Here is a 20,153-nt window from a genome sequence, read left to right as displayed (position 1 = left end):
GCGCGCCGGCCCCGGGTGCCGGCACCGGCTGAGAGGGGAGACCCATGGCACCCGTGCTGCCGTCCCTGGCCACCCTCCGGTCGCTCGCCGCCGAGGCGTACGTGTACGGCAGACCGCTGGTCGCGAACCTGACCACGGTCGACGGTTTCGTACGCGAGGGCCTGGGCCCGCTGCGGGCGCGCCCCTTCAACCGGTTCGCGCACGCGACCCGGCTCGCCGGCGCCGACACGCCTTTCGTGTCCGTGAACACCGACACCGTGTACTCGGTCGCCCAGCTCGACCTCTCCGGCGGACCGCTGCTGCTGCATGTCCCGGACACCAACGGGGCCTACTACGTGCTCCAGTTCGTGGACGCGTGGACGAACAACTTCGCGTACGTGGGGCGGCGGGCGACCGGCACCGACGAGGCGTCGTGGCTGATCGTGCCGCCCGGCTGGGCGGGCGTCGTCCCCCGGGAGGTGCGCGGGGTGATCGACGCGCCGACCTCGCTCGCGACGATCGTCGGACGCACCGCCTGCGAGGGGCCCGACGACATGGAGCGGGTCCGGATCCTGCACCAGCGTCTGACGCTGACCCCGGTCGGCTCACCGCACCCCGGCGGACTGCCCGCGCCGGACCCGGGCGCCGACGCCGGTCTGCGGTTCTTCGAGCGGCTGCGGTTGTGGACGGCCGCGTTCCCGCCTTCGGCGCCGGATCAGGCGTACCAGGAGCGGTTCCAGCCGCTCGGCCTGCTGGAGGAGGGCCCTTCGCCGTACGCGGACCCCGATCCGGTGGTCGTACGGGCGCTGCGGGAAGGGCTCGCCGAAGGGAAGGCGCTGGTCGAGGCGGCGAGCACGGCGGAGGAGTTCGGGGAGGCGTTCGGGGAGGCGGGCGGGGAGGCGGGCGGGGATGGTGAACGGCCGCCCGGGGCCTGGCATATGGACCCCCACCTCTTCGACTACAACCTCGACCACTTCGGCGTCGGCACGATCGACGCGCCGCGCTGGCGGGCCCCCGACCGCGAGGCGTCGTATCTGCGGCGCGCGGTCGCCGCGCGGCTCGCGCTGTGGGGCAACCACGGGTACGAGGCGGTGTACGCGCAGACCTTCCGGGACGCCGACGGCGAGCCGCTGACCGGCGGCCGGTCGTACACGCTGCGGTTCGACGTGCTGCCGCCGGTCGCCGCGTTCTGGTCGGTGACGATGTACGACGCCCCGGAGTACCACCTCGTCGCCAACCCCCTGGACCGGTACGCGATCGGGGACCGTACGCCCGGTCTGCGGTACGCCGACGACGGGTCGCTGACCCTGCTGATCCAGCGGGATCCGCCGCCGGACCCGGCCAACTGGCTGCCCGCGCCGCCCGGCCCCTTCCGCCCGGTGGTCCGCCTCTACCAGCCGGAGGACCCGGTCATCGACGGCGCGTACACGCTGCCCCGGATCGTCAGACGCCGTGCGCGGCGGTGACCACGCCCGCGGTGATGGCCGCCTCCAGGGCCTTGTGGTCGAGGGCGGTCCGGTCGGCGTAGCGGAGGGCGAAGTCGGCGACGGCGTGGTCGAAGCCGTCGCCCGAGCCGAGGTAGGCGGCGATCGCGATCCGGTCGCCCGAGCGGGCGTGGGCACGGGCCAGGGCCCTGCCGCAGAGGCGCGCGTACCGGACGAGTTCGCCGTGGCTCATGCCCGCTATGTCGGCGCAGCACTTCACGTCGCGTAGCTGGCGCCAGTAGTACGCGCGGCCCTGCGGCCCGGTCATCCAGCCGAGGAACATGTCGACGGACGCCTGGAGCAGCCGCTGCCCGGCGACGACACGGTGGGCCGGGTGGACGTACGCGCCGTTGGGCAGGTGCTCCTCCAGGACGGACCGGCCGGCCTCCTTGATCTGGAGGAACAGCGGGTCGCCGGTGTCGCGCCCTGTGAGCAGGGTGACGAAGCAGCGGGTGCCGACGCTGCCGACGCCGACGACCTTCCGGGCGGCGTCCACGAAGTGGTAGCGGTCCAGGAGCAGTCGGCGCTCCTCGGAGAGCGTGGAGCGGTAGTCGTTGAAGATCTTCCGCAGCGCCGCCATGTCCGGCTTCCCCACGGGGTCGAGGACGGGCGGGTCATGGACGAGGCGGCGCCCGCCGTCGACGGTCTCGGTGAGCCGGTCGAGGGCTTGCAGGCTGGTACGGCGGCGGGGGCGCGCGAGGCTTCCGGGGACCCGGCGGCGCCCGGCGGAGCGGGCCAGCGGGCGGATGTCGTCGGCGCCGATGCGGTCGTACCAGACGGCCAGTTCGCCCCGGTTCGCGAGGCGGCGCATCGTGGTGCGGTACGCGGTGGCCGCCTCCTGGGCGGTGCGGTGGGCCTGGGCGTCGGTGTGGCCGTTCTCGCGGGCGGCGACGGCGGCGCTCGCGGCGAGCCGCTTCACGTCCCACTCGAAGGGGCCGGGGTACGTCTCGTCGAAGTCGGTGAGGTCGAAGAGCAGGGCGCCCTGCGGTGACGCGAACGCGCCGAAGTTGAGCAGATGGGCGTCGCCGCAGAGCTGGACGGTGAGGCCGGAGTGCTGCTGCGCGGCGAGGTCGGCGGCCATCAGCGCGGCGGCTCCGCGCAGAAAGGCGAACGGCGACACGGCCATCCGTCCGTACCGGATGGGAAGCAACTCCGGTATGCGGTCGGCGGCCTGGCGCTCCAGGACGGCGACGGGGTCCGGACGCCCCGCGGCGGGAATCCAGGCCCCGTGCGAGCCGCGCGGAGCACGTTTGCGCGCCGCGCGACCGAGGGCGGCGCGTTCGGCGGGGCCGGCGGGGGTGACACTCATTACCGCACCTCCGGCCCTGGATCTGTCTCATCAGTGAACAGGCGGTGAACGGGGTCGGCACGTGGGGCTGGTCGAATGGGGTGAAGGTCCCTCCGGGGGAAGACCGGAATGAACGCGCACCCCCTCGAACCGGCCTTCGACACCGCACGGCTCGGCACCGCCGAAAGCCACCGCGGCGGCTGAGCGCCGCGGCGGCGGAGAAGAGGAAGGGGGCGGCGCCCCCTTCATCCCCGTTTCGTCAGCGGTTGTATCGCATGAAAGCGCGGACCATGTGGCACGTCGTGTCCGACGGGGGGTGGATGCCTATGCGGTGGGCCATGGTCCTGATGCGGTGGTTGTGGGCCTGGTCCGGGACGTGGACGCCCGAGTCGAGCAGGGCGATCGCGAGCCGCATGGCCTTGAGCCTGCGGTTGTGCGTGATGTACCACTCCCGCGGGCGTCCGGCGGGCAGCGGCTTCTTCTCCATCGGGGTGTACGGCAGGTCGATCAGCAGAGGCTGGTGCATGAGTGCGGCAGCGGGCACGGGCATCCTCCTGTCGCGAGCGGGGGCTCCCCTCGAACCCCTCGAACACTGCCTCCAGTTTACTGCCCGCCACTGACATCCAGGGAGTCCAAAGAGTCCGCCGAATGCCCAGGTGGGCAAGGGAATTGGCGCTGTGTAACACCAGGTCCGCAAGGGGTTTGCGAGGCGTCAGAAATTCGAACATGGCGGCGGATCACCGACGTGGGGTGCGGCCTCTGCCGCCTCATCGCCGACCTGACCGGCAACGGTCGGAACGCCCCTCCCGTTCAGTGCCTCGCCTGTGGTCTACGTAACTCCTGTTCCGGCTGGTGCCGTTGAGTCGAGGGTGGCTGTGGTCCGTACCTAGGGCCATCAGCCGCACCGGACCACAGGAGGTCGCGCATGTCGCGGAAGAAGTCCCTCAGCTCGAAGCGGAAGATCGCGCTGGCCGTGAGCGCGGCCGTCGTGGCCGGCGGTGGCGCGTTCGCGTTCGCGGCGAACAGCAACGCCGCCCAGTCCTCGACCGTGTGCGACGGGCTGAACACGGCGCTGGCGAACAATCAGAAGTTCATCGAGGGGCAGCGCGCCAACCCCGACGCGCAGTCGGCGGCCCGGATCGCCAACCGTGAGGCCGTCATCGCGCAGATCCAGGTGCAGCAGAAGGCGTCGGGGTGCGAGGTGACCGGTGGCGGGGACGGGCAGGCGGCGGAACCGGCGGCTCCGAGTGCGCCAGCCGAGCAGACCGGTGGCGCGGGCGGGGAGCAGGTGTGCAACGGGTCCACGGTCACCCTGTCCGGCGAGGGCGGCGCCCCGGCCGCGTCGAGCAATCAGTTCCCGGCCGGCACCAAACTCAAGGTCACCAACCTCGACAACAACAAGTCCACGACGGTGGAGGTCACCTCGGTCTCCGGAAGCTGCGTCCTGCTCAACAACGCCGCGTTCGAGCAGGTCCGCGAGCCGGGCAAGTTCCTCATCCGCCGCGCGGTCATCGAGAAGGTCGGCTGAGGGGCCCCAGGAACGCGGCCGTCCTGCCGTGCACATCGGCGTGCATCGCGTACGGGAGAACGTGGTGCGAGACGCCTGGCAGGACGGTCGCCGTCACCTCCGGCAGCACCGCGGACGCGCGGGCGGCCACCCGGTGAGGGTCGTGCGCCCGGCCGTCGCCCGCCAGGAGCAGCAGCACCGGACACCGCAGCCCGCGCAGCGCGGCCGGGTCCGGGCGCGGCCCGGTGACCGGCCGGACGGCAGGGAGGACCGCGGCGCGCTCCTGGAGGCGCAGCAGAGCGGGGTCGAGCGGCGCTCCCCCGGCGGTCTCCCACTCCAGGAAGCGGCGGACCCGGCGCGCGGAGGGCCGCAGCAGCATCGGCAACGCCCGCAGCAGATAGCTCGCGCGGAACCCGGCGAAACACCCGGTCGGATCGAGCAGCACCGTCCTCCGTACCCGCGTGGGCGCGTGCAGCGCGTAGTGCAGCGCGATCCACGCGCCGTACGAGTGCCCGCACAGGTCGACCGGCGGCCCGGACGGCAGACCGATCGACAGGCCGTCCAGGAGGGCGTCCAGCCATGCCGTGAGGTCCCCCACCGAGCGCACCGGCCGCTGCGGGTCCGGTGCGCTGTGTCCCGCGTCCCCGACCAGGTCGACCGCGAACACCCGGTGCGTTTTGGACAGTTCGGCGGCCAGGGCGTACCACCCGGCGGAGGTCGCGCCGCCGCCCGGCAGCAGGACGAGCGGCGGTGCACCACGCGGCCCGCACGCGTGCACCCGCGTCGGGCCGTACGGCGTGGGCACGGTCAGGGACTCCGTGCCGTCCGGCCAGCGGGCCATGATCGCGTCGTACGCCGTGTCGAACGACTCGTGGTCGGCGTCCCGCGTGGTCCGCCGCCGTCCTTTGGTCATCGTGGCCCCCTCACCCGTCGATACCTCGCCCGGCATTGTCTCGTTCAGCGACAATCTTGTCCGGGGGCTTCTGGAGGGCGTGCGGGCGGCGGCCGGGTAACACGGGGTTCATCGTCGGGCAACGACCGGGAAATCGCGGGTTGACAGGGTCGTCGTACCGCCGCACGCGCACCGCGCCCCTCGCGGGCACCGCGCCCCTTGCGGCGCCACCCGCGAAGACCGCGCCGCGCAGGCGCTCCCCGAAGGATGTGGCCCGTGACCTTCAAGGCTGAGTACATCTGGATCGACGGCACCGAGCCGACGGCCAAGCTGCGTTCCAAGACCAAGATCCTCACGGGCTCCCCGGAGTCGGTGCCGGCCGTCCCCGGGCTGCCGATCTGGGGCTTCGACGGATCCAGCACCAACCAGGCCGAGGGTCACGCGTCGGACTGTGTGCTCAAGCCGGTCTTCTCCTGCCCCGACCCGATCCGCGGCGGCGACGACATCCTGGTGCTGTGCGAGGTCCTGAACACGGACATGACGCCGCACCCCTCCAACACGCGCGCGCAGCTCACCGACGTCGCGGAGAGGTTCGCCGCGCAGGAGCCGGTCTTCGGCATCGAGCAGGAGTACACGTTCTTCGAGGGCGACCGTCCCCTCGGCTTCCCCGTCGGCGGCTTCCCGGCGCCGCAGGGCGGCTACTACTGCGGTGTCGGCGCGGACGAGATCTACGGCCGCGACGTCGTCGAGGCACACCTGGAGAACTGCCTCAAGGCGGGCCTGGGGATCTCCGGCATCAACGCCGAGGTCATGCCGGGCCAGTGGGAGTTCCAGGTCGGTCCGCTGGCCCCGCTCGACGTCTCCGACCAGCTGTGGGTGGCGCGCTGGCTGCTGTACCGCACGGCCGAGGACTTCCAGGTGTCGGCGACCCTCGACCCGAAGCCGGTGAAGGGCGACTGGAACGGCGCGGGCGCGCACACCAACTTCTCCACCAAGGCCATGCGCGAAGGACCCGAGGGCTATGCCGCGATCATCACGGCGTGCGAGTCCCTCGGTGAGGGCTCCAAGCCGCTGGACCACGTCAAGAACTACGGCGCAGGCATCGACGACCGGCTGACCGGTCTGCACGAGACGGCCCCGTGGAACGAGTACAGCTACGGCGTGTCGAACCGGGGCGCGTCGGTCCGTATCCCGTGGCAGGTCGAGAAGGACGGCAAGGGGTACATCGAGGACCGCCGCCCGAACGCGAACGTCGACCCGTACGTGGTGACGCGGCTGATGGTCGACACCTGCTGCACGGCGCTGGAGAAGGCCGGCCAGGCCTGACCCGTGCTCTCTCCGCTCCAGGGGCTGTCCCCGAAGGGGGCGTCCGCCGCATCCGGTGGGCGCCCCCTTCGTGCTGCGTCAAGTTCACGCCAAGGCTGCGTCCGACCCGTGAGAGGGCCCTCCTCGGTCCCGTACAGGTCTGGTTCAATGGGGCGCATGGCCAGCCAACGGAACGCAGACACGGGTCGCCCCGACCTGTATGACCTGGAGCCCTTCTGGCCGTCCCGTCAGCACCACGACTTCGACCGGGTGTGTTGCCGCGTGGTGAAGGCGCGGGCCCTCTAAAGCCGCTCACCCCGGCGTTCGGCCAGCGCGCACGACGTACGTCCCTCGACGACGCGACCCATGGATCTCGCCGTCATCGACGCCACCGACGACTCCTCGCGCGAAAGAGCTGACCTCTCATGGCGAACACCCGTTCCCCGCATTCGTCCCGTACCCCCCGCACTCCCCGTACGCCCAGTCCTCCGCTTCCTTTCCCCGCCTACTCCAGCGCCTCGACGGCCGCCGCCCCGGCCACCGGCTCCGGTCCCGCGCGGCACCGGCTGCGCGCCGTCGACCGGGACGAGGTGGTGAACGTCGCGGATCTGCTGCCGCCGGGCGCCACCTGGCTGCCCGCGCCGCAGCACACCCTGCCGACGCTGCCCGGCCAGCCGCCGATGGTCGGCTATCTGGTCCTGGTCCCGGCGGACCTGCACCCGCCACTGCCCGTCCCGGTCCCGGACCACCTCGCGCAGGAGCCCGGCGCCCGTACGGCCCCGGCCACCCCGCCCGGCGCCCCCGACGACGTACTCGTCCGGGTCGACACCGCCCAGCGCACCGCCTATATCGACGGCCGTCTCCTGGACCTCACGTACCTCGAATTCGAACTGCTCGCCCATCTCGTCGCGCACCCGCACCGCGTGCACACCCGCGACCAGCTCGTCACGACGGTCTGGGGCTACGGCCATGTCGGCGACGGCCGCACCGTCGACGTCCACATCGCCCGGCTGCGCCGCAAGCTGGGCGCCGAGCACCGGAAGGTGATCCAGACGGTACGGAGGGTCGGGTACAAGTACGCGCCGCCCGCGCATCGCCCGTAGTCCCACCGTCGGGGGGCGTCGCCGTCGGGGGTGGTGCTGGCCCCACCCCCCGACCCGGGGGCCGCCCCCCGTGACCCGCCGGATCCGGGCAGGGAGACTGGTGCCGGGGCCGGGGGCCGGCCCCGGGGCGACGGACGGAGCGGTCGGGTGAGTGCGGGCATGAGGGTGCGGGCGGCGGTGGTCGCCGGAGTACGCGGGCTGATGGTGTCGGTCATCGGGCTCGCCGGGTCGATCATCCTGTTCGTGCTGCTGGTCCTGTCGATCGTGCTCACCGTCGTGAGCGTCGGGTTCTTCACCCTCCCCACGGTGGTGGGCTGGACACGGGCGTTCGCGAACTGGCGGCGCCTGGTGGCGGCCGAGTGGTGCGGCGTACGGATCCCGGCCACGTACCGCCCCCTGCCGCCGGACCTGCCGCGCGGGCCCGCCGGGCAGATCCGGCTCAGTGTCCATCTGCTCAGGGACCCGGCGACCTGGCGGGAGCTGGCCTGGCTGCCGGCCGACATGACGGCGGGCTTCGTCACCGCGCTGGTGCCCGCCGCGCTGATCGTCTACCCGGTCGAGGGCATCGCGCTGGGCGCCGGACTGTGGCGGGTCTTCACGGACGGCTCCGAGATCGGCTACTGGTACGGCTTCGTGCCCATCGCCGGACCGGGCACCGGCCTCCTCGCCGCCCTCCTCGGCGTGACGCTCTTCACGGTCGGCGTGTTCACGGCGCCACGGCTGCTCACCCTGCACTTCCAGCTCGTGCGGACCTTCCTCGTACCGGACCAGGGCCAGCTCGCCGAGCGGGTCCGCGTCCTCACCGAGACCCGGCAGGACGCGGTCGACACCTCGGCGGCCGAGCTGCGCCGGATCGAACGCGATCTGCACGACGGCGCGCAGGCCCGCCTCATCGCGATGGGCATGGACCTCGGCACCATCGAGGCCCTGGTCGACAAGAACCCCGAGAAGGCCAAGGAACTCCTCACCCGCGCCCGCCGGTCGTCCGCCGACGCCCTCACCGAACTGCGCGACCTGGTCCGGGGCATCCACCCGCCGGTACTCGCCGAGCGCGGACTCGGCGACGCGGTCAAGGCGCTGGCGCTGCGGCTGCCGCTGGAGACCGAGGTCGACGTGGAGCTGCCGGAGCGGCCTGACGCACCGGTCGAGTCGGCGGCGTACTTCGCGATCAGCGAGGTCGTCACCAACGCGGTCAAGCACGCGGGCGCCGACCGCCTCTGGGTGGACGTGCACCACGCCGAAGGCATGCTGCGGATAGCGGTCACCGACAACGGCGGCGGCGGCGCGGTGGTCGGGGCGGGGTCGGGGCTCGTCGGCGTGGAGCGGCGACTCGGTACATTCGACGGCGTCCTGGCCGTCAGCAGCCCCGCGGGCGGTCCCACCATGGTCACCATGGAGATCCCTTGCGCGTTGTCCTAGCCGAAGACCTCTTCCTGCTGCGCGACGGTCTGGTCCGCCTCCTGGAGGCGTACGACTTCGAGATCGCCGCCGCCGTCGAGACGGGGCCCGAACTCTCGCGCGCGCTGGCCGAGTTGGCGCCCGACGTGGCCGTGGTGGACGTCCGGCTGCCGCCCTCGCACACCGACGAGGGGCTGCAATGCGCCCTCGCGGCCCGCCGCGCCCGCCCCGGTCTTCCGGTCCTCGTCCTGTCGCAGCACGTGGAGCAGTTGTACGCGCGCGAGCTGCTGGCCGACGGGACCGGCGGCGTCGGCTATCTCCTCAAGGACCGGGTGTTCGACGCCGACCAGTTCATCGACGCGGTACGCCGGGTCGCGGGCGGCGGTACGGCGATGGACCCGCAGGTGATCCAGCAGTTGCTGTCGCGGCGCGCGCAGGACAAGCCGCTCGGCAGGCTGACACCGCGTGAGCGGGAAGTGCTCGACCTGATGGCGCAGGGGCGGTCCAACGCGGCCATCGCGGGCCAACTCGTCGTCACGGAACGGGCGGTGGCGAAGCACACGTCCAACATCTTCGCGAAGCTCGGGCTGCCGGTCTCGGACGACGACAACCGCCGGGTGCTCGCGGTGCTCGCCTATCTCGACGGGGAGAAGTGACGCGGGAGCGGGCACCCGTGGGGCGTACGAAAGGTGACCCGTTGAGCGTGTGAAACGTGGCCCGTGGGGCGTTCGCCCGCAAGCGGGGAATGTGCGGGAGTTGAGGGAGTTGCGGAGGAATTGGTCACGGAGACTCCTACAAACTCCTGAGAGGTTTGAACACCAGCACCACCCGTCCCGTATGGAATGGAGCCGCTTCACCCCTGCCGTACGCCCCCGGCCCGGCAAGGAAGCAGAGGAGTTCCATGGGACGCACATCACGTAAACGGCGATCAACACTGGCCAATCGCGCAATAGCCGCGTCGGCCGCGTTGCTCCTGGGCGGAGGCGGGCTGATCGCTGCCAATGTCTATGCCTCGGCGCATGAGGAGAACGGGGGGCAGCAAGGCGGCGGCGCGAACGCCCGGCCGGTCGTGGCCACGATCGACTGCCCCGACATCGGCACCGAACTGAAGGACGTGCCGGACGCCGCGCGCGGGGAGGTCGACGGCGAACTGGCCACGCTGGACAGCCAGATCACCGAGTCGTACCAGCGGCTGGCGGCGTCCCGTGACGCCGCGGCGCGCGACCCCAACTTCGTGAACAACGCCATTCTCGGCCCGCTCAAGGACCGGCGTACGGCGATCATCCAGCGCATCCGTCTGGAGATCACCCGCCAGGGCGGACAGCCGCCACGGGACATCGACTCGATGGCGCCCTGTACGGGGCGCGCACCCGACGACACCGGGCAGAACCCCACCGACGGCTCGGGCCAGGGCAACGGCGGCAATCAGAACGGAGGCCAGAACGGAGGCCAGAACGGAGGCCAGAGCGCAGGGCAGGACGGAGGCCAGAACGGCCAGGACCCGAACGCGAACGGCGGCCAGGGAGCGAACGGCGGTCAGGGCGACGGCGGTCAGAATCCCGGCAACGGCGGTCAGGCCGGCAACGGCCCCTCCGACGCGGACTTCGTCGACATCAAGTCCGTCCAGCCCAATGTGAAGACGCCCCGCGCCAAGCGGAACGCCGCGCGCGGCACCTTCACCACCAAGTGCGGCACCAACCAGAACGGCAAGTTCAACCCGGACAACGTCATCGTCGCGCCGGGTGTGAGCAATGGCGCCCACCACATGCACGACTACATCGGCAACCAGGCGACGGACGCGTTCTCCAGCGACGACGATCTCGCCAACGGTACGACCACCTGCAAGAACCAGGGTGACAAGTCGACGTACTACTGGCCCGTGCTGCGGGTCCAGAACGGTCAGGCGGGCAATGACGCCGAGGCCGACGGTGGTGGCAAGGACAGCAACGTCGGTCAGATCCAGACGCCGTCGCAGGTCACCATCAAGTTCACCGGCAGCCCGGTCGGCAAGGTCGTCGCCATGCCGAAGTTCCTGCGGATCATCACCGGTGACGCCAAGGCGTTCATCAACGGCAACGCGAACGCCAACGCGTCCTGGAGCTGTACCGGGTTCGAGAACCGGCAGCTCAAGGACAAGTACCCGCTCTGCCCGCAGGGCAGCCAGGTGGTGCGGACCTTCCGCTTCCAGAGCTGCTGGGACGGCCAGAACACGGACAGCGCGAACCACCGTGCGCATGTGGCGTTCGCCGATCCCAACTCGGGCGCCTGCCCGCAGGGGTTCAAGGCGATCCCGCAGATCGTGCAGCGGATCGTGTACAACGTGCCGGCCGAGCGGAACTTCGCGGTCGACTCGTTCCCCGAGCAGTTGCACAAGCCGGTCACCGACCACGGTGACTTCATCAACGTCTTCGACGAGAACCTGATGAACAGGGCTGTGAGCTGCATCAACCGCGGCAAGAGCTGCGCCTGACGGCGGAGGCGGGCGGCCCCTGACGCCGGGGGCCGCCCGCCTTCCCTGTCCACGAGACCTGCGCGGTCAGCTCATCGGGTGACCCGAGTGCCCGGACGGGTGCTCGGAGGGGTGCCCGGAAGGGTGCTCGGAAGGAGTGTCCTCGCCACCCCCGCCACTGGTCCCCCCGTGGTGCGAGGACTCCTCCACGTCACCGCCGAGTTGGCCGCGCAGCGCCGTGACCACGTCGGACTCGCCGACGGCGACCCATTTGCGGCCCACGAGGTACGAACCGCCGTAGTCCTTGGCCTCGTTCAGCCACTCCCGCTGGCCCCGGTCGGTGGCGAAGGTGGCGAGGACGAAGCGGCCGTCACCGGTCCGGCAGTTCGCCTGCCGCAACTCCTGCGCGTCGGTCTGGAGATCGGGCTCGCACTTCACCTTCGACGCGAGCTGTTCCAGGCTGCCGGTCGCCGTCTTCGGCACCTCACCGCCCCGGTCGCCGCCGCATCCGCTCAGGGCCGCCATGAGCACCACCGCGCCCGCGGCCACCACGGCGTACTTCCCGTTCATCGCGTCTTCCTCTCGTCCGCGTACAGAGCCCCTCCTTCGATACGGCTCCCGCGCGCGCCGTGCTCAATCAGCCGACGGCGGGGGTGTTCGGGGCATGTGCGGGGCGTGTTCAGGGGGTGACCATCGCACGATTCGCTCGTTCTGCTGAACGTGCAGTCACAGGATGTCGCCACCCGCCGCCCCGACCACTCCTCCGGACCGGTCGTCGACGTGGAGCAGGCCGAGGCCGCCCTCGTCGAGCACTATCCGCGGCTCGTCCGGCTCGCCTATCTGGTCCTCCCGCCCGGCCTCGGCCGCAACCGCCGTGTCCTCACGGCGCACGCGCTGACTCAGCGGGCGCTCCCCCGCAGCCGGACGACGAGCGACGTGGCGGTGTCCGACGACCCCCGCCCGGACGACGCCCGCAACGCCGACCCCGCGTACACCTTCGTACGCGGGCGGGTGCTGCGGACCGCGCTGGAGGCCGGGCTTCCGCTGCGGCGGCTCGCGTGGCCGAAGCGGGCGCAGTTGCCGCCGGTGCTGCCGCACGTCTGGGGTCTGCGGCTGTTCCCGCGCTCCGGTGGCGCCGATGAACTCGCCCTGGACCAGCGCCTTTCGGGGCTGAGCGGCGCGGCGCGCGCGGCGTACGTGCTGCGCGGTCTGGAGCGGCTGCCGGACGACGAGGTGCGCGCGCTGCTCGCCGCCGCCGGTGCCGAGGACCCGGACGACGCGCTGGACGAGGCCGACGAGGCGGGCGGGGACGACACGTCATACGCGCTGCTCGCGTCACCGGAGTTCGACCCGTGTTCGCTCCAGGCGCGGCCGACGGATCTGATGCGCCGCAGGCAGCACATGAAGGCCGGGCTAGTCGCGGCGGTCGCCGCGCTGGTGTGCGGGGCGCTGCTCGGGCTGCCGGGCGACGGCTGGGGCCCGGACGGCGCGGCGGCCCCGCCGTACGCCCGCAACCCGGCCGGCCAGGCGGCCCTCGATCCGGCGCGGCTCACGAAGGTGGCCCCCACCGCGTGGAAGGACTCCGCGCGGACGGACTACTCGGTGTGGCCCGCGCGCGGAAGCCTCACCGGCGACAAGGCGCTGCTGCGCCGGGCGCTCGCCGTGTGGGCGCGGCCCGGCGGCTCGGTCCAGGTGTCGGCGACACCCGGCACGGCGGCCGGTGCGCCTCCGGGCCCGGCGCAGTTGCTGTACGCGGGCGAGATCGACCAGGCCCGTGTGGTGCTGCTGTACGACGGGCTGCGGATCGTGCGGTACGCGGAGCCGAAGGACGGCACGAGCGGCGCGGCCCTCGACTTCGCGCGGGTCGACGGGGCGACGGGGTCCGAGGCGAACGCGGTGGTCGCGGGCCGGGCCGATGGCAACGTCCGTTATCTGACGGCGCCTTGGGTGACGGGGACGTCGATGCGGGATCTGCTGAAGCCGGACGCGGCGCCGACGCCGCTGCGGCGCTCGGCGGACGGGGTCACGGATCCGCTCGCGGGCTCGGGGCAGGCGGATGCGTCGACGGGCGTGTGCGCGTCCTGGAACGCCCTGGAGATCAAGGACAACTCGGGGAACCGGCTGATGAGCGACCTCGGCGAACTGACGCCGGCGCATCTGACGGCCGGGAAGCCCGGCGCGCCGCGCGAGGCGACGAGTCGGGCCGCCCTCGCCTCCTGGGCGCAGACGGGCTGCTCCCTGGCGGCGGTACGCGGCCACGGCGTCCGCACCGTCAACGCCTGGGAGTACGCCCGGCAGACGCTCCCCGAGACCAATGGCACCGCGACCTGGCTGTGCACCCGCGCCGACACCTGGCGCGGCGTCGGCAGCCAGGTACTCGCCCAGGTCCAGGCCCCCGGCAAACCGGCCGCCGCGGTCGCGGCCCAGGCCGAGGACTCCCCCGCCTGCGGCACCCGCGACCCCAGGGTCCTCGCGGGCGTCCTGTGGAAGTCGGAGGCCGGAGCCTGGTACCTCCTGGCAGCGGCCACGGACGACGTCACGGACGTCACGACGACGGGCGACGTGAAATCCACGACACCGGGCAACACGGTGGCCCTCCCCACCAAACAGAACACCCAGGCCACGCTGGTGGCCCACTTGCCGGATGGCAGGGAGATCACGTCGTTGCATTAGGGGCCAGGGGCTGGAAGCTAGGGGCTCTCTGAACCCCCGCAACCAGGCCGGACGGCGCCACCCGCACCCCGCTCAGAATCCCCAGGGATTCGGGTGGGGTGTTGCCGTTGGGTCCTCCGACCAGACCAGGCGGATCTCCAGGTCGGGGCCGATCAGGGTGTGGAGGCGGGTGGTGGCCCACTGGGTCCAGTAGACGCCGCCCGGGTATTCGGGGAGGCGGAAGGCGGGGAGGTGGGTGGGGAGGGCTTCGGGGCGGAAGACCGCCTTCTTTACCTCGCCCGTCGTCTTCTTCGGCTTCGAGGAACGGCGGGTGTCCAGGCAGTCGACGATGCTCTCGACCAGGAAGAGGACGTAGGCGCCGGGGGCGGCACCGTCGACGTGGACCGGGACGAAGGTGCCGGCCGGGGCGAACTCGTCCCGTACGAGATCGGCGACCCGGCGGCTGAGGATCGGCGCCCCGGGATATCCCGAAGGGAACTCGGTCGGCCGCAGCTTCGGGTTCCCCTGCAACTCCGCGTGCAACTCCGGAGGCCGCTCGTCCAACGGCGAGCCCTTGATCTGCCAGCGGATGAGGGGGACGAGGGAGGAGCCGAGGAAGAGGGTACGGAAGTCGCCCATCACGGGGAGCAACCGGTACACAGCCTGCTTGTCGTTCGTCATGGTGCCGTCCAGTACGCCGTCGATGAAGGGGATCCGCCTGAGAGTTCACCCTCGACCTGACGGCCGATGCTGCGCAACTCGCGCCGGAGTTCGGTGCGGATCGCCCGGTCGCCGAAGCCCTGGGCGGTGCGGTCCGCGACGACCTGGTTGAGGCGCTGGTTGACCCGGTCGAGGAAGGGTTCCCGGTGGGTGAAGTTGTGGGGGCTGGGGTGGCCGAGGGGAATGCCGTTGGCCGCGTCGTTGATGTTGACGTTGTACCGGTCCAGGATGGCCCGGCTGCGGGCCCCGGGCACCCAGTGACCCATGGTGCCGCCCGACGGCACGATGTGGGCGGCGGCCTGACCGCGCGCGACCGGACGCCCTTCGCGCCGCATGTTCCTGCGCAGGCGCCGGGCGTTCTGGCGGCAGGTCAGCAGACCGAGGTAGTCGATCCACAGCAGCGGATTGATCACGTACGCCCGGGAGTTCGGGCCCGCGTCCATGCCCAGCGGGTCCGGGCTGACATAGGAGCCGGTCGCCGGGTCGTAGTGCCGGAAGTAGTTGTAGTGCAGGCCCGATTCGGGGTCGTCGTACTGGCCGGGGAAGCGGAGGGGTGTGGCGGTGTCGCCGGGTGCGTCCCAGGCGGTGAGGCCCCAGAGGGTCGGGGTGGCGCGCCAGGCGACCTCGCCGGTCTCGGTGACGAGTTCCGTCGGGGTGCCGACGAGGTCCGTGACGATCGCGAAGAAGCGTTCGTCGACGATGTCCTGGGGCGCGTCGGCCAGGGCGACCCGTTCGGTCTGGGCCACGGGCCGGGTGCCGTCGCGGTCCCAGGTGAGGGTGCGTTCCTCCGGGTCGCCGGGGGTACGGGTGGTCTGCTCCACCAGGTGCGGCCCGTCCCAGGTGAACCGGGTCTCGGACACGACGGTCCCGCCGTCGGCGGCGAGCCGCTGCTTGGCGGTGCGGCGGCCGAGCGGGTCGTAGAGGTAGCGCCAGACCGTACCGTCCGGGGTGGTCACGGAGGTGAGGCAGTCCTCGGCGTCCCACGTGTACCGCCAGATGTCGGGCTTGCGCGACAGCCGGGTCCTGCGCCGCAGGACGACCCGTCCGGCGGCGTCGTACTCGTAGTGGACCGCGCCGGCGCGGGTGACCCGGTTCCCTGCGTGATCACGGTCACCGCGCGCCTCGGTGTCGGGGCCCCGGTCCGGCCAGTCGGCGCGCGTCTGGTTGCCGGCCGCGTCATAGGCGTACGACTCGGTCCAGTCCCGGGCGCGGACGGCGGTGACCCGGCCCGCGTCGTCGGTGTCGAAGGCGCGGCGGCCGGTGCGCTGGTCGTCCCACGCGGTGAGGCCGCCGTCGGCGCGGTAGCTGAAGGAGTCCCGCTTGAGCGGCGATCCGGCTCCGCCCGCCCCGGTCAGCACCCGGCCGGTGAGCCGGTCGTCGGAGTCCCAGACCTGGGTGAGCGTGAGCCCGGCGCCGAACCGGCGGCTGGTCTCACGGCCCAGCGGGTCATGGGCGGATGCCAGGGTACGGCCGGACGCGGTGAGCGCGGTGCGGTTGCCCGCGGGGTCGTAGCCGTACGTGGTGGTGGCACCGGACGGCGTGGTGCGCCGGGCCGGGCGGCCGAGGGCGTCGTAGACGGTGGCGAGGGCGCGCCCGTCGATGGTCTCGGCGGTGACCCGGCCCGCGAGGTCGTAGCGGTAGGCGAGGGAGGCGTCGGGGCCGGACGCCTGGACCAGCCGCCCGGCCACGTCGTACGTGAAGTCGGTGGTGCGTCCGTCCACGGTCTTGGTGACCTGGTTGCCGACGCCGTCGTAGGTGTACGCGGTCGTCTGCCCCAACGGATTGGTACAGGACAGGAGTTGGCCGGCCGCGTCATAGGCGTAGGTGAGGGTGCGGCCGTCGAAGTCGGTCTCCGACAGCGGGTTGCCCACGGCGTCGTAGGTGTAGTCCCAGGTCAGTCCGCGCGGCCCGGTGACACGGGTGAGGCGGAGTTCGGTGTCGTGGACGAAGGTGTGGCGGACCCCGTCCGGGGTGGTCCGCCGGGTCAGCCGGTCGAAGGGGCCGTACGCGAAGCGGGTGACGCGGCCCAGCACGTCGGTGTGGGTGACGCAGTTGCCCTCGCCGTCGTACTCCCAGGTCTCCCGGGCGCCGTCCGCGTCGGTCCTGGACGCCTCGTACCCCTCGACGGTCCATGTCGTCCGGGTGGTGTGGCCGAGCGGGTCCGTGACGGCGGTGCTCCGGCCGAAGGCGTCGTACTCCACCAGGCTCACCGCGCCGAGCGGATCGGTCATCGACACCGGCTGGCCCGCCGCGTTGTTCTCGTACCGCAGGACCGCGCCCGTCGGATCGGTCAGCGCCGTCAGCGCGCCGGCCGGGTCGCGGGTGAACGTGACGGTCGCGCCTGCCGGGTCGGTCACCGCCGTGCAGTTGCCCCGCTCGTCCCAGTCCTGCCGTACGACGGCGCCGTCGTAACCGGTCAGCTCCACCGGGAGGTTCAGCTCGTTGAAGCGGGCCGACGACGTGGACCCGTCGGGCAGCGTGAACGAGACGAGGTTGCCCGCCGCGTCCCGCTCCATCCGGGTCGTACGGCCCAACGGATCGGTGGTGGAGAGGAGTTGGTCGCGCCGGTTCCACTCCTGGCGCACGGTGTGCCCGAGCGGATCGGTCTCGGCGACGAGTTGGAAGGCGTCGTTGAACTGGTACCGCGTCGTCTGCCCCAGGGAGTCGACGGCGGTGGTCAGATGCGTCTCGTCGTCATAGGCGAAGGTGTAGTCGAGGGTGCCGTCGGTGCCCCGGCCCGCCACACAGCGGTCGGCTTCGTCGTAGGCGAAGCGGTACCGGATGCCGTTGCGGTCCTCCCAGCCGGACAGACGGTGCCGGTCGTCGTAGGAGTAGGTCAGCGGGAGCCCGGAGGAGTTGCGGACCTCGGCGAGGTGGCCCTGTGCGTCGTACCCGTAGCGAAGGAGTACGGGCCGGTCGGGGGCGCTGGTCAGGGTGAGGGCGGTGACGTGGCCGTCCTCGCAGGTGACGCCGATGCGATAGCCGCCGTGGTGGACGATCTCGTCGGGTGTGCCGTCGGCACGGTAGGTGACGGTGATCGTGTTGCCGTTGCGGTCGCCGACGGCGGCGAGCGGCAGCTCCGTGGACGGGTGGCCGGGCAGCGGGCGGAAGGACAGGGTGTGCCCGGTCTCGGGCCGAAGTACGGTGATGTCGCCCTCGGGGGTGCCGTCCCAGCTCATCGGCCACGCCGGACCCTCGACCGGGAGGACGGTGAGGTCCGGCTCGGGTACGGGGTACTCCAGGACCATGCCGTCGTCGGCGACGAGCCGTACGCCGGTGGCGTCCAGGGTCAGCCGCTGGTCGAGCGTCGAGGTCCAGGAGCGGCCGAAGAAACGGCCGGTGCGGGTGCCGGTGCGGTAGTGGCGCTCCAGGACCAGAGGCAGGATGCCGTCGAGGCTGACGTCGGTCTGTGACATGACCATCTCGCCGGTCGCCATGTCGATCGGGTCGCCCCGGGTGAACAGCTTCTTCATCGAGCGGCCCAGGGAACGGGCGCCCTTGCCCAGGCCCTTGACGCCCAGGGCCATGCCCTTGAGGCCCGTCTTGCCGAGCCCTTTCAGCCCCTTCGCGAGCCGGCCGAGGCTGGTGAGGCCCTTGCCGCCGGGTATGCAGTCCAGCGCCGCGAACGCCACGTCCCACAACGACGCCTGCCCCTTCGCGTATTTGCTCAGGGTGTCCGCCAGGACGACGAGAGCCGCGATCAGGACGATCGCTCCCAGGATCGGCCCGCCGATGATCAGCGCGATGATGCCCACCACCGCCACGACTACCTTGCAGACCGCGACAATGGTGTCCCAGTTGTCGGTGAACCAGTCGCCGACCTCCTCCCACCACTTCCGGTTCTGGATCCCCGCGTCCGACGCGTCGCCGATCTTGTCCTTCGCCTCGCGCGCCGCGTCCTCCCGCATCTTCCGGGCGTCCGCGGCCATCTTCTTCGCCGCGTCCAGCGCGTTCGACGCCGACGACACATCCGACTGGGCGCTCGTACGCGCGTCCTTCGCGCTCTGCGCGTCCCGCGTTGCCGCCTTCACCTTGTCCGGATCCGGCTTCGGCACGTCCTTGCCGCCGGTCGGGTCGTCCTTGTACTTGTCCGCCTCCTTGCCCGCCCGGTCCACCCACGACTCGGCCGACGTGAGACGGGACTGGGCCGACGACAGGTCCGCCTGCGCCTCGCGGCCCTTCACCAGGGCCTTGTCCGCCAGCGCCTGGGCGCGTTCCAGTTTCGGCCAGTACGCGGCGAGCGCGTCGCCCGCCATCTCGTACGACTTCTTCAGCTTCCGCAGATTCTTCGGGACACCCGAGAACTCGTCCTGGAAGGCTTTGGCGGACTTGCCCGCCCACGTCAGGACCGCGTCCTCCTCCGCCATCCCCTTGACCAGCCGCAACGCCTCGGCGACGTCGTCCGCGAAGTCGTGCAGACTCTTCGCCAGCGTCCGCACCCGGTCCGGATCACCCGGCGTCGGATCCTTGTCCAGGTCAAGGACATGCCAATCCGTTGGCCGATATGCCGCCATCCCGTGCCCCCGTCACTCCCACGAACGACTATGGGAAGTCCCTTGCCCACCAACGAAGTTACTGGCGGGGCGCGCGTCCGGTAAACACGGCCCGCGGCTGCGCCTTCGGGGAGCGGTAGGTGATGGACATGTGAAGAGTCCGCTCCCGATAGGCTGTTCGTATGACTACCGGGGTGCGCCGCAGGATGGGTGTCGAGGAGCGGCGGCAGCAACTGATCGGGGTCGCCCTCGAACTGTTCAGCCGGCGCTCGCCCGACGAGGTCTCCATCGACGAGATAGCCGCGGCGGCGGGCATCTCACGGCCGCTGGTGTACCACTACTTCCCCGGCAAGATGAGCCTGTACGAGGCCGCGCTGACGCGGGCGGCGAGCGATCTCGCGGACCGGTTCCGTGAGCCGCACGAAGGCCCGCTCGGCACTCGGCTGCTGCGCGTCATGTGCCGCTTCTTCGACTTCGTGGACGAACACGGGCCCGGGTTCTCGGCGCTGATGCGGGGCGGCCCGGCGGTCGGCTCGTCGGCGACGAACGCGCTCATCGACTCGGTGCGGCAGGCCGCGTACCTCCAGATCCTCGCGCATCTCGACATCGACAAGCCGCCCGCCCGGCTCGAACTCGTCGTGCGGTCCTGGATCTCGCTCGCCGAATCGACCGCGCTGATCTGGCTCGACGGGCGGCGCATTCCGCGCGCCGAGCTGGAGGTGCAGCTCGTCCATGACTTCGCGGCGCTGACCGCGGTGAGTGCCGCATGCGACGACGAGATGGCGGGCATTCTCATGGCCGTCCTCGCCAAGGAGCCGGCCGACGGCCCGTTCAGCGAACTCGTGGGCCGGCTGGTCGCGCTGGCGCCCCGGGCGGCCTGAAC

Annotated in this window: 16 protein-coding genes; 10 read left to right on the top strand and 6 right to left on the bottom strand. The window is 71.7% G+C overall.

Annotation, left to right across the window (positions count from 1 at the left end):
• Nucleotides 1–44 precede the first annotated feature (44 nt).
• Nucleotides 45–1,445: a DUF1254 domain-containing protein gene (locus tag ACIQNU_RS05865; protein ID WP_401361289.1), complete on the top strand. Its 1,401-nt coding sequence runs from the start codon at nucleotides 45–47 to the stop codon at nucleotides 1,443–1,445.
• Here the strand turns inward: ACIQNU_RS05865 and ACIQNU_RS05860 are convergent.
• Nucleotides 1,423–2,772 (bottom strand): DUF2252 domain-containing protein, encoded by a 1,350-nt coding sequence (locus ACIQNU_RS05860; protein WP_401361287.1) that lies wholly within the window; start codon nucleotides 2,770–2,772, stop codon nucleotides 1,423–1,425. The genes ACIQNU_RS05865 and ACIQNU_RS05860 overlap by 23 nt on opposite strands.
• Nucleotides 2,773–3,010: 238 nt before the next feature.
• Nucleotides 3,011–3,301: a hypothetical protein gene (locus ACIQNU_RS05855; RefSeq protein ID WP_401361285.1), complete on the bottom strand. Its 291-nt coding sequence runs from the start codon at nucleotides 3,299–3,301 to the stop codon at nucleotides 3,011–3,013.
• Nucleotides 3,302–3,676: 375 nt separating this feature from the next.
• On the opposite strand from ACIQNU_RS05855, the gene ACIQNU_RS05850 reads away from it, so the two are divergent.
• Nucleotides 3,677–4,279, top strand: coding sequence for a hypothetical protein (locus ACIQNU_RS05850; protein ID WP_401361283.1), 603 nt, complete (start codon nucleotides 3,677–3,679; stop codon nucleotides 4,277–4,279).
• On the opposite strand, the gene ACIQNU_RS05845 is transcribed toward ACIQNU_RS05850, so the two are convergent.
• Nucleotides 4,260–5,171 carry an alpha/beta fold hydrolase gene (locus ACIQNU_RS05845; RefSeq protein WP_401361281.1) on the bottom strand — a complete coding sequence of 304 codons (912 nt, stop codon included), beginning with the start codon at nucleotides 5,169–5,171 and terminating at the stop codon, nucleotides 4,260–4,262. The genes ACIQNU_RS05850 and ACIQNU_RS05845 overlap by 20 nt on opposite strands.
• 255 nt (nucleotides 5,172–5,426) lie before the next feature.
• On the opposite strand from ACIQNU_RS05845, the gene glnII reads away from it, so the two are divergent.
• The 6 genes from glnII (at nucleotide 5,427) to ACIQNU_RS05815 (ending at nucleotide 11,426) form a co-directional block, all read left to right on the top strand.
• On the top strand, nucleotides 5,427–6,476 hold the full coding sequence (gene glnII / locus ACIQNU_RS05840) for a glutamine synthetase (RefSeq protein ID WP_401361279.1): 1,050 nt from the start codon (nucleotides 5,427–5,429) through the stop codon (nucleotides 6,474–6,476).
• A 156-nt stretch (nucleotides 6,477–6,632) separates the two neighbouring features.
• The gene (locus ACIQNU_RS05835) at nucleotides 6,633–6,761 is read left to right on the top strand and encodes a hypothetical protein (RefSeq protein ID WP_401361277.1); all 129 of its coding nucleotides are present in this window, start codon (nucleotides 6,633–6,635) and stop codon (nucleotides 6,759–6,761) included.
• 119 nt (nucleotides 6,762–6,880) lie between these two features.
• A complete protein-coding gene (locus ACIQNU_RS05830) occupies nucleotides 6,881–7,558 on the top strand; it encodes a winged helix-turn-helix domain-containing protein (RefSeq protein WP_401361275.1) in 678 nt (225 codons plus the stop codon).
• Between the two features lie 159 nt (nucleotides 7,559–7,717).
• Nucleotides 7,718–8,977, top strand: coding sequence for a sensor histidine kinase (locus tag ACIQNU_RS05825; RefSeq protein ID WP_401362482.1), 1,260 nt, complete (start codon nucleotides 7,718–7,720; stop codon nucleotides 8,975–8,977).
• Nucleotides 8,962–9,612, top strand: a complete 651-nt coding sequence (locus tag ACIQNU_RS05820) for a LuxR C-terminal-related transcriptional regulator (protein ID WP_401361273.1) — start codon at nucleotides 8,962–8,964, stop codon at nucleotides 9,610–9,612. The genes ACIQNU_RS05825 and ACIQNU_RS05820 overlap by 16 nt, the downstream gene beginning before the upstream one ends.
• A gap of 245 nt (nucleotides 9,613–9,857) precedes the next feature.
• Complete coding sequence (locus tag ACIQNU_RS05815; RefSeq protein WP_401361271.1) at nucleotides 9,858–11,426, top strand: DUF1996 domain-containing protein; 1,569 nt, start codon at nucleotides 9,858–9,860, stop codon at nucleotides 11,424–11,426.
• A 66-nt stretch (nucleotides 11,427–11,492) separates the two neighbouring features.
• Here ACIQNU_RS05815 and ACIQNU_RS05810 read toward each other — a convergent pair whose 3' ends face one another.
• Nucleotides 11,493–11,975, bottom strand: a complete 483-nt coding sequence (locus tag ACIQNU_RS05810) for a hypothetical protein (RefSeq protein WP_401361269.1) — start codon at nucleotides 11,973–11,975, stop codon at nucleotides 11,493–11,495.
• Nucleotides 11,976–12,125: 150 nt separating this feature from the next.
• Between ACIQNU_RS05810 and ACIQNU_RS05805 the strand changes: the two genes are divergently transcribed.
• A complete protein-coding gene (locus ACIQNU_RS05805; protein ID WP_401361267.1) occupies nucleotides 12,126–14,078 on the top strand; it encodes a hypothetical protein in 1,953 nt (650 codons plus the stop codon).
• A 72-nt stretch (nucleotides 14,079–14,150) separates the two neighbouring features.
• Here the strand turns inward: ACIQNU_RS05805 and ACIQNU_RS05800 are convergent, their stop codons facing one another.
• A complete protein-coding gene (locus tag ACIQNU_RS05800) occupies nucleotides 14,151–14,738 on the bottom strand; it encodes a hypothetical protein (protein ID WP_401361265.1) in 588 nt (195 codons plus the stop codon).
• The gene (locus ACIQNU_RS05795; protein ID WP_401361263.1) at nucleotides 14,735–19,291 is read right to left on the bottom strand and encodes a DUF6531 domain-containing protein; all 4,557 of its coding nucleotides are present in this window, start codon (nucleotides 19,289–19,291) and stop codon (nucleotides 14,735–14,737) included. Before ACIQNU_RS05795 ends, ACIQNU_RS05800 begins: the two co-directional genes overlap by 4 nt.
• A 161-nt stretch (nucleotides 19,292–19,452) precedes the next feature.
• Here ACIQNU_RS05795 and ACIQNU_RS05790 point away from each other — a divergent pair, with 161 nt between their 5' ends.
• Nucleotides 19,453–20,151: a TetR/AcrR family transcriptional regulator gene (locus ACIQNU_RS05790; RefSeq protein WP_401361261.1), complete on the top strand. Its 699-nt coding sequence runs from the start codon at nucleotides 19,453–19,455 to the stop codon at nucleotides 20,149–20,151.
• The last annotated feature ends 2 nt before the right edge of the window (nucleotides 20,152–20,153 follow it).

The sequence above is a fragment of the Streptomyces sp. NPDC091292 genome, from assembly GCF_044757265.1.
Lineage (GTDB): Bacteria > Actinomycetota > Actinomycetes > Streptomycetales > Streptomycetaceae > Streptomyces.
Note: the sequence above shows the minus strand (reverse complement) of the source record. Positions and strands in the feature narration are given on the sequence as shown.